Origin of the sequence: Ureibacillus suwonensis (assembly GCF_042655065.1) — a bacterium.
GTDB lineage: Bacteria > Bacillota > Bacilli > Bacillales_A > Planococcaceae > Ureibacillus > Ureibacillus suwonensis.
Genome location: NZ_JBHSNQ010000188.1, coordinates 34,587 through 44,707, shown reverse-complemented (window position 1 = coordinate 44,707; position 10,121 = coordinate 34,587). Strand labels below are relative to the sequence as shown.

Annotated in this window: 8 protein-coding genes; 2 read left to right on the top strand and 6 right to left on the bottom strand. The window is 38.6% G+C overall.

Annotation, left to right across the window (positions count from 1 at the left end; genetic code table 11):
- Nucleotides 1-167 precede the first annotated feature (167 nt).
- From gyrA to dnaA, 6 genes are all read right to left on the bottom strand, one after another.
- Nucleotides 168-2,648: a DNA gyrase subunit A gene (gyrA, locus tag ACFPOH_RS15230; RefSeq protein WP_342580684.1), complete on the bottom strand. Its 2,481-nt coding sequence runs from the start codon at nt 2,646-2,648 to the stop codon at nt 168-170.
- A gap of 24 nt (nt 2,649-2,672) precedes the next feature.
- Nucleotides 2,673-4,607, bottom strand: a complete 1,935-nt coding sequence (gene gyrB, locus ACFPOH_RS15225; protein ID WP_390264046.1) for a DNA topoisomerase (ATP-hydrolyzing) subunit B — start codon at nt 4,605-4,607, stop codon at nt 2,673-2,675.
- A gap of 66 nt (nt 4,608-4,673) precedes the next feature.
- Nucleotides 4,674-5,789, bottom strand: a complete 1,116-nt coding sequence (gene recF, locus ACFPOH_RS15220; RefSeq protein WP_390310481.1) for a DNA replication/repair protein RecF — start codon at nt 5,787-5,789, stop codon at nt 4,674-4,676.
- Nucleotides 5,786-6,016, bottom strand: a complete 231-nt coding sequence (yaaA, locus tag ACFPOH_RS15215; protein ID WP_342470748.1) for a S4 domain-containing protein YaaA — start codon at nt 6,014-6,016, stop codon at nt 5,786-5,788. Before yaaA ends, recF begins: the two co-directional genes overlap by 4 nt.
- A gap of 343 nt (nt 6,017-6,359) precedes the next feature.
- On the bottom strand, nt 6,360-7,502 hold the full coding sequence (gene dnaN, locus ACFPOH_RS15210) for a DNA polymerase III subunit beta (RefSeq protein ID WP_390310478.1): 1,143 nt from the start codon (nt 7,500-7,502) through the stop codon (nt 6,360-6,362).
- Between the two features lie 169 nt (nt 7,503-7,671).
- The gene (gene dnaA / locus ACFPOH_RS15205; RefSeq protein WP_342470750.1) at nt 7,672-9,015 is read right to left on the bottom strand and encodes a chromosomal replication initiator protein DnaA; all 1,344 of its coding nucleotides are present in this window, start codon (nt 9,013-9,015) and stop codon (nt 7,672-7,674) included.
- Between the two features lie 532 nt (nt 9,016-9,547).
- Between dnaA and rpmH the strand changes: the two genes are divergently transcribed.
- A complete protein-coding gene (rpmH, locus tag ACFPOH_RS15200; protein WP_208651115.1) occupies nt 9,548-9,682 on the top strand; it encodes a 50S ribosomal protein L34 in 135 nt (44 codons plus the stop codon).
- 62 nt (nt 9,683-9,744) lie between these two features.
- A complete protein-coding gene (gene rnpA, locus ACFPOH_RS15195) occupies nt 9,745-10,098 on the top strand; it encodes a ribonuclease P protein component (RefSeq protein WP_390310476.1) in 354 nt (117 codons plus the stop codon).
- Nucleotides 10,099-10,121: the final 23 nt, after the last annotated feature.

Genomic DNA, 10,121 nt, shown 5'->3' with positions numbered 1-10,121 from the left:
GTCTCGAGACTCGGGCTGTTCCCGCAGGAGTCGCCCCGTCACTCCAATCAATTTTCTGTGATATCAATTTTTTACAAAAAATTTTTTTGCAGCTCGTTCACTTTATTAGTTATGTCCCAGCCTCTTAAGGAATTTATTCATGTTTTTATTTCATTTTCCTTTACATATCAGGCTTTATCATTTTCTTCTTTTTCTGTTATATCGTTTTCATCGGAATTTTCTTCTTTCTTCACTCTAGCTACTGTTGCCACGCATTCATCTTCGGCCAAGCGGATTAGCCGTACCCCTTGCGTATTTCTGCCGATACAAGATATATCATTCACGTCCATACGGATGAGTATGCCATTGTTTGTAATCAACATGATGTCTTCTGTGCCGTCCACGGTTTTTACCGCGCACATTGGGCCGTTTTTCTCTGTAATCTGAATCGTTTTTATGCCTACTCCACCCCGGTTTTGCAGGCGATATTCAGATTCAGGCGTCCGTTTTCCGTAACCTTTTTCAGTTACGACCAAAATATCTTGACCCGGTTCGACGATTTCCATACCGACTACCCAATCGCCTTCGCGAAGTTTAATACCGCGTACTCCGGCTGCGGTACGGCCCATTTCACGAATATCCTGTTCTTCAAAACGGATTAACATGCCGTTTCTGGTACCAATGACAACATGTTTTGAACCGTCTGTTAATCGGACAGAAATCAATTCATCATCTTCGTTCAAATGAATTGCAATTAAACCGTTATTGCGGATATTGGCAAATTGGGATAAAGAAGTGCGCTTTGTAATCCCCATTTTTGTCGTAAAGACGAAGAACGCATTTTCATCATATTCTTTTACACCAATCATCGCCGTAACTTTTTCTTCTTTCTCAAGATTTAACAAGTTAACGATTGGTAAACCTTTTGCTGTACGTCCGTATTCAGGGATTTCATATCCTTTTGCCCGATACACTTTCCCTTTGGAAGTGAAGAATAAAATGACGTCATGGGTAGATGTGAACAATAAATGTTCCACAAAATCATCTTCGTGGGTATTCATTCCTTGCACTCCGCGGCCGCCGCGTCTTTGACTGCGATATGTGTTGGCCGCCAATCTCTTAATATATCCTCTATGGGTCAATGTAACGACGGAATCTTCCCTTGGGATCAAATCTTCATCTTCAATCATTTCCGGACCGCCGGGAGCAATTTCAGTTTTGCGTTGGTCATTATATTTTTCTTTAATTTCTAACAGTTCTTTTTTAATAATGTCAATAATTTTTGACTCATCAGCTAAAATGGCTTTTAATTCGCCTATAAGTTTTTGCAAATCATGATATTCATTCTCTATTTTTTCTCTTTCCAGTCCGCTCAAACGAACGAGGCGCATATCGAGGATGGCTTGTGCTTGTTTTTCCGATAAGTTAAAGCGCTCCATTAAAATGGGTTTTGCTTCTTCTCCTGTGCGAGAAGAACGAATGATATTGATGATTTCATCGATATGATCAAGAGCAATGCGCAAGCCCTCTAAAATATGTGCCCGATCTTCCGCTTTCTTCAATTCATATTGAGTACGGCGGGTGATGACTTCTTTTTGATGTTCTAAATATTGATAAAGCACTTCTTTTAAACTTAATACTTTTGGTTGGCCGTGAACGAGGGCAAGCATGTTCACGCTAAAATTCATTTGCATGGCCGTTTGTTTGTATAAGTTGTTCAACACCACATTGGCATTGGCATCTTTTCTTACTTCTATAACAATCCGCATGCCCCGGCGGTCAGATTCATCACGAAGATTGGAAATTCCTTCGATTTTTTTATCCCGAACGAGCTCAGCAATTTTTTCAATTAACTTCGCTTTATTCACTTGATATGGAATTTCTGTTACAACAATGGTTTCTTTTCCAGTCGAACTTGTTTCAATTTCCACTTTTGCACGCACAACAATTGTGCCACGTCCTGTTTCATAAGCGCGACGAATTCCGCTTCGTCCTAAAATAATCCCGCCTGTCGGAAAATCTGGCCCTGGAATAATTTCCATCAACTCATCTGTTGTAATTTCAGGATTTTCCGCTACTGCGATAACCGCATCAATTGTTTCTCCCAATTGATGCGGAGGAATATTTGTTGCCATACCAACAGCAATTCCTGAAGCTCCGTTTACGAGCAAGTTAGGGAACCGAGAAGGCAATACTTTTGGTTCCTTTTCAGTTCCGTCATAGTTTGGATCATAATCAATCGTATCTTTATTGATATCCCGAAGCATCTCCATCGCAATTTTTGACATGCGGGCTTCCGTATAACGCATGGCAGCAGCGCCGTCTCCATCAACTGAACCAAAGTTGCCATGTCCATCCACTAAAACGTAACGATAGCTAAAGTCCTGCGCCATCCGCACAAGTGCATCATAGATGGAAGAGTCTCCGTGGGGATGGTATTTCCCCATTACATCTCCTACGATGCGGGCACATTTTTTATACGGTTTATCTGAATGGTTTCCCAATTCATACATGCCGTAAAGAATACGGCGTTGAACAGGTTTCAAGCCGTCTCTCACATCCGGCAGGGCACGGGAAACAATGACGCTCATTGCATAATCTAAAAAAGATTTTTGAACTTCTTCGCTAATTTTCACTTGTTTGATTTCTGAATTAATATTTTCAGCCATGGATGAGCCCTCCTTTCATGCATATTAAACGTCTAGATTTTCAACATATACTGCATTTTCTTCAATAAATTGTCTACGGGGCTCTACTTCATCGCCCATTAGTTGTCTAAAGATTTGATCGGCTTTAATGGCATCATCCAATTGGATTTGAAGCAACGTACGTCTTTCTGGATCCATCGTTGTTTCCCATAGTTGTTCAGCATTCATTTCTCCTAAACCTTTATATCGTTGAATTGTAGGTTTTGGATTATCTGGAAGGCGTTTTAAAATTTCCTGAAGTTCTTCATCTGAATAACAGTACTCTACATGCTTTCCTTGCTTTACTTGATAAAGAGGCGGTTGGGCAGCATATACATATCCTGCTTCGATAAGCGGACGCATGAATCGGAAGAAGAATGTTAGCAATAGAATGCGGATATGTGCTCCATCGACATCAGCATCGGTCATAATGATGATTTTATGATATCGGGCTTTTTCTAGATCAAATTCATCCCCGATACCTGTACCAAAGGCTGTGATCATGGCGCGAATTTCCGCATTGGATAAAATGCGGTTTAAATTGGCTTTTTCCACATTTAAAATTTTTCCGCGCAAAGGCAAGATGGCTTGGAAGTAACGGTCACGACCTGATTTAGCCGATCCGCCCGCTGAATCCCCTTCGACAATGAAAATTTCAGATTCTGCCGGATTTGTAGAAGTACAGTCAGCAAGCTTCCCTGGTAAATTTGAAATTTCCAACGCTGATTTTCTTCTTGTAAATTCCCGGGCTTTTTTGGCCGCAACACGAGCTCTAGCAGCCATTATTCCTTTTTCAACAATTTTTCTAGCAATCGATGGATTTTCTAATAAAAATCGTTCAAAGCTTTCCGAAAAGATTTGGTTTGTAATGGCACTTACTTCCGAATTTCCTAATTTCGTTTTTGTTTGCCCTTCAAATTGAGGATTCGGATGTTTTACAGATATAATGGCAGTTAAACCTTCGCGGACATCTTCACCTGTTAAATTTGCATCGTTATCTTTAATCATGCCGCTTTTTCGTGCATATTCATTAATGACACGAGTCAAAGCCGTTTTAAACCCAGATTCATGGGTACCGCCTTCATAAGTGTTGATATTATTTGCAAAGGAATAAATGTCAGTGGAGTATCCCGCATTATATTGCAATGCAATTTCAACGGAAATTCCATCCTTTTCCCCCATAATATCAATCGTTTCATGAATCGGCTCTTTCGACTCATTTAGATGCTCTACATACTCTCGAATTCCGCCTTCGTAATAATAAGTATCAGAATGCACTTCATCCCCGCGCTCATCTGTCAATGTCAGCCTAATGCCGCGGTTTAAATAAGCCAGTTCACGCAAGCGGGTTGCCAATGTCTCGTAATCATATACAGTCGTTTCCTTAAAAATTTCCGGATCCGCTTTAAAACGTGTTGTCGTTCCAGTTTCATCTGTATCTCCCAACACTTTTAGCGGTACAACCGTATTCCCTCTAGCAAACTTAATATAATAAATATGACCATCCCGTTTTACATACACTTCAGTTTCTTCGGAAAGCGCATTTACTACAGAAGCTCCAACACCATGCAAACCTCCGGAAACTTTATAGCCGCCGCTTCCAAATTTTCCTCCAGCGTGGAGTACAGTCATAATTACTTCAACGGCAGGAATACCCATTTTTTCATGGATGCTTACCGGTATCCCCCTGCCGTTATCTTCCACACGAATCCAATTATCTTTTTCTATCGTTACATGAATTTTATCGCAATAACCAGCTAATGCTTCATCAATACTATTGTCTACAATCTCCCACACTAAATGGTGTAAACCTTTTGAATTTGTTGAACCAATATACATTCCTGGACGTTTGCGGACAGCTTCTAATCCTTCTAAAACTTGTATTTGTTCAGCATCATAATTTCCCTGAACTTTACTATCTTCTAAAGCCACCACGTTCACCTACTCTTTCATACCCTAGTATGCATTTATTTCATCACATAAAATCCTATAAAATCCAATGATCAACTATTCAGTCTCTATTTTTCCTTGTTTCACGTGAAACATTTTTGCGTGTTGTAATGTCTCATGGTGAATTCCATCAACACTTGTAGTCGTAACAAAGGTCTGAACTTCTCCTTGAATCGTGTTCAGCAAATGGGATTGACGGAAATCATCCAATTCAGACAATACATCATCCAAAAGCAATATAGGTGATTCTCCTGTTTCTTGCTTAATTAATTCAATTTCAGCCAACTTTAAAGAAAGGGCAGTTGTCCTTTGTTGTCCTTGCGATCCATAAACCTGAACATCATAATCGTTGACTAAAAATTGCAAGTCATCACGATGAGGTCCGATGAGTGTCAGGCCCCTTTCCATTTCCTTTTCTTTCACTTGAGCGAATTTTTCCGCTAAGTATGTAGATATATCGGTGATGGACCAATCTTTATCAATTCCTTTGGTTGTGAAGTATTTTATTTTTAACTTTTCCATTCCTTGAGAGATGCCGGAATGGATCTTTTCCGCCCATTCCTGTAATAGATTAACAAATTCAAAACGCTTACGAATAATTTGTACAGCGGATTGAATATATTGTTCTGTGTAAATATCAAATAATACTTCATCGATTTTTTGTTTTTCTTGATAACTTTTCAATAACTGGTTTCTCTGCTTTAAGAGCTTATGGAAATTCAGCAGTTCATGCAAATAAACGGGGGAAATTTGGCCAATTTCCATATCAATAAAACGTCTGCGCACTTGCGGACTTCCTTTTACGATGTTCAAGTCCTCCGGCGCAAACATGACAACGTTAATTTGACCTATATAGTTACTTAGTTTCGATTGTTCAATATGGTTAACTTTTCCCTTTTTCCCTTTTTTAGTAATTAAAAGCTCCAAAGGAAAGCTAACATGTCGTTTTTTGATTTCCCCTTTTATTTTACCATAGTCTGTTTCCCAACGTATCAATTCTTTATCATTGCTCGTCCGGTGGGATTTGGCCATCGCCAATACATAGATGGATTCTAAAATATTCGTCTTTCCTTGGGCATTTTCTCCAATGAGGACATTGATTTTTGGAGAAAACTCTAAATTGAGAGATTCATAATTGCGGTAATTGGTAAGTTGTAAACGTTCAATAATCATTCCTTTTCTCCGTTCTTGTTTACAATTACATATCTTCCACAACCAGGAATATTGATGAAATCGCCATGTCTTAATTTTCGTCCACGTCGTCTTTCAATTTCACCGTTGACATACACATTGTTTTCTTCCAAATACCATTTGGCCATACCACCAGAGCCGATCACATTGGTCACTTTCAACACCTGACCGAGCGTGATGAATTCCGTGTCAATAACTAATTCATTCAAATAAATTCAGCCTCCGTTAAACGAACATCTATCAATTAATCTTACCTTAATTTTCGCCAATAAGCCAGAAAAGCAACGGATGCCTACCTTAATTTTTGACGAAAAGCTTCTAATTCAAACCTTTATTCATGCTTACATACTTCTCCAATCAGAATTAAAAAACGAATATTAAAATCGTTTCAACTAAAATTTTTTGATTTTTAGTATAAAAAAAGTTTCACAACATATAATGTCGTAAAACCTGCCGCCAAATCCCGTGTTTTAATGAAAGACCCAATACGTTTTGAGTAAAAAAAATGTGTAGACAAGCCTGAAATTCGGCTATATCTACACTTTTCAAAAATTAATATGTTCTCACCGGCAGTATCAACTGAAGGATGGCATCATCATTCACTGAACGTAGAATGAATGGTCTCATTGCACCGGTAAATTGAATGATTACTTCCTGCCCTTGCCCATCAATCGCTTTTAATGCTTCCATCATGTATTTTGCACTAAATGAAATAACCAGTTCTTCACCTTCGATTGAGTGAACCGGAATTTGTTCTTCCACTTTTCCGATTTCCGGTGAATTGGATGAAATTTTCACACCTTCATCTTCCAATGTTTCAAAACGGACAACGTTGTTCCGATCTTCTCTGGCCACAAGAGAGGCGCGGTCAATTGCTTGCAATAATGTTTTTCCATCCAACGTAATATTGGTTTTGAATTCCGTTGGTATTAAGCGGGAAGTATCCGGATAATTTCCTTCCAGCAAACGGGAGAAGAATAATACGTGATCCGTTTTGAATAAAATTTGTTGGTTGGACATAGTGATTTCAACAGGATTGCTTGTTTCATCCAAAATTTTATTCAATTCATTGAGACTTTTTCCAGGAATGACGATTGACTCAATATCGCCCGGTAAATTTTCCAGTTTCACTTTTCTCCGCGCCAAACGATGGCTATCTGTTGCAACACAGATCAATTCGTCGTTTTCTATCATCCAGTTTACCCCTGTGAGCACAGGTCTGCTTTCGCTTGTTGCAACCGCAAATACTGTTTCGCGAATAATCGCTTTCAATAAATCGGCCGTTATTTCGAATTTATTATCGTTGGAGATCTCCGGCAATAACGGATATTCGGATGCATCCAAACCGATCAAATGGAATTCCGTTTTTCCTGAGCGAATATGAGTTTGAAAATCATTCACCACTTCGATTTCAACATCATTTGTGGGAAGTTTTCTTACGATTTCGTTGAACATTCGGGCTTGTAAAACGATGGATCCAGTTTCCACAATGTTGATAATTTGATCGCCGTTTTCTTCGGCTGGAATAAATGTTTGGATGGTGATATCTGCATCTGATCCTGTCAACAGAATGCCGTTGTTTCTGACATTTATTTTTATCCCGGTCAGGATAGGGATCGTTGTTTTGGAACTGATGGCTTTTGTTACATCATTTAGCCCATCCAACAGTCGATCTCGCATGATTTCAAATTTCATCGTCATACCTCACTTATTAAATTATTATTTTTTAAAATAAAAAGAGTAGGAATAGTAATAGTCGCTGTGGATTTGTGGATAAGCGTGATTTTTTCTGTTCGGACAACATATCCACATGTTAATACATTGTGAATAACCCTGTAAAAGAAAATGAAGGTTATCCACAACCTTATTTGCCAAGCATGCTGCGAATCCGCTTGATTTCTTCCTGCAGATGTTGATCCACTTTTAACAATTTTTCAATCTTCTCATGAGCATGAATAACCGTTGTGTGATCTCTTCCACCAAATTCTTCCCCAATTTTAGGCAAAGAAAAATCCGTTAATTCTCTTGATAAATACATCGCCACTTGTCGGGGGAATGCAATGGATTTTGTGCGTTTTTTTGAAGTGAAATCCTCTAATCGGATATTGAAATGTTCCCCCACAACCTTTTGAATGTCCTGAATTGTTACTGTTTTTGGTTTTGTGTTAGGCATTATGTCTTTTAACGCTTCTTGTGCCAATTCTACGGTGATGTCCTGATTAACTAAAGACGAATAAGCGACGACACGAATCAATGCTCCTTCCAGCTCGCGAATATTCGTGTCAATTTGGTTTGCTATGTAATGCATCACTTCATTCGGTATATCAAGTCCATCCGCTTTTGCCTTTTTGCGCAAGATCGCTATCCGCGTTTCCAGATCCGGAGGGGTGATGTCCGTAATCAATCCCCATTCAAACCGTGAGCGCAGGCGATCTTCCAATGTCGGAATTTCTTTTGGTGGACGGTCACTGGAAATGACGATTTGTTTTGATTCCGTATGCAATGTATTGAATGTGTGGAAAAATTCTTCTTGAGTTGATTCTTTTCCAGCCAAAAATTGAATATCATCAATTAATAATACATCCACGTTGCGATATTTGTTTCGGAAGTCTTCGGCCTTATTATCCCGGATTGAGTTGATGAACTCATTTGTAAATTTTTCTGAAGATAAATAGACCACTTTCGCATTTGGATTATGTTCAAGAACATAATGGCCGATTGCATGCATTAAATGGGTTTTTCCTAAACCAACCCCACCGTAAATGAACAATGGATTGTAGGCTTTGGCAGGTGCTTCCGCAACCGCGAGAGATGCTGCATGGGCGAAACGGTTGCCCGAACCGATGACAAAGGTATCAAAGGTATATTTAGGATTAAGCATGCTATGTGGGCTTTCTTGAGGCTCATTTGACTTCGTTTGAATGACCGGTGCCGGAATATCAAAATCATCGTTGTCCTGATCCTTTTGAACAACAAATTTAATATACAGATCTTCTCCGGTTAATTCGGACAAGATTCCCGCAATTAAATGTACATAGTGGTTTTCGAGCCATTCACGCGCGAAAGAAGTGGGCGCCGCGATTGTCACATTATTTCCTTTGTAAGAGAGCAATTTAGTCGATTTTAACCACGTCTCAAAGCTTGGTTTTGAAATTTGTTGCTCTACTCGGGCCAGGACCTTGCTCCATAACTCGTCTAAATGTTCCAAGCTTGTGACTCCTTTACTAAATATTTTTTTACAATTTATATGAAAAACGGATCCATCATTTATTATTAAAACACAAAATCACAACCTGTGGATAACTTTTTCCATAGGTTGTGTTTATTTTTATCCACAGGTTATTAACAGTTGGGGATAAAATATTTCCCAAGATACTTTTCCACAAGGTAAAGCACAATTATCCTATCAAAAAAATTAAGCAGTTTCAATAGCTCCATAAACTTATCCACATTATTCATACGAATCCGTAAAATTTTTTCCACAAGGTATGTTTATGTGAAAAAGTTGTCAATAACAATTGTGGATAAAAAAATGGCGAAAAAAATTATCCACAATCCTTGTGATTATCTACAACTATTCTGTGGATAATTTATTAAAATATTTTGAAAATATCCCAAGGGGTTTTTTCACTTTCCTGTAATTAATCGCTATTTGACAATCTGAATGTAGTTTTTATATAATAGTCAGGTCTATATGTAAAAATTGAAACTGAACAATCACTTTGGAGGTGTAAATATAGATGAAACGCACATATCAACCATCAAAACTTAAGCGCAAAAAAGAACACGGATTCCGTAAACGTATGAGCACAAAAAACGGTCGTAAAGTTTTAGCAGCACGTCGTCGTAAAGGAAGAAAAGTATTATCTGCATAAGTCCACTGATTCTTCAGTGGTCTTTTTTTTCTCAATTTTAGAAAAGAAAAGCAGGTGATCGAGTGAGGAAGCGCCAGAGGATAAAGAAAAATAAAGAATTTCAGCAAGTGTTTAAAGAAGGGAAATCTTACGCAAATCGCCAGTTTGTCATATATTGTTTGCCAAAGGAAGGACAAAAGGAATTTCGAATCGGCCTTTCGGTGGGAAAAAAAATCGGGAATGCCGTTACACGGAATCAAGTGAAGCGCTATATCCGCCAAGTTTTTTTTGAATTAAAAGATGAAATCCGTCAAGATATGGATTATGTCATTATCGCCAGATTGCCGGCGGCCGATTTAAATTACCATGAAACGAAAAAAAGTTTGGAACATGTATTAAAAATTTCTAAGGCATTGAATAGAAGAAAAGCGGAATAAGGCAAGTTCCTTCGCTTTGTAAG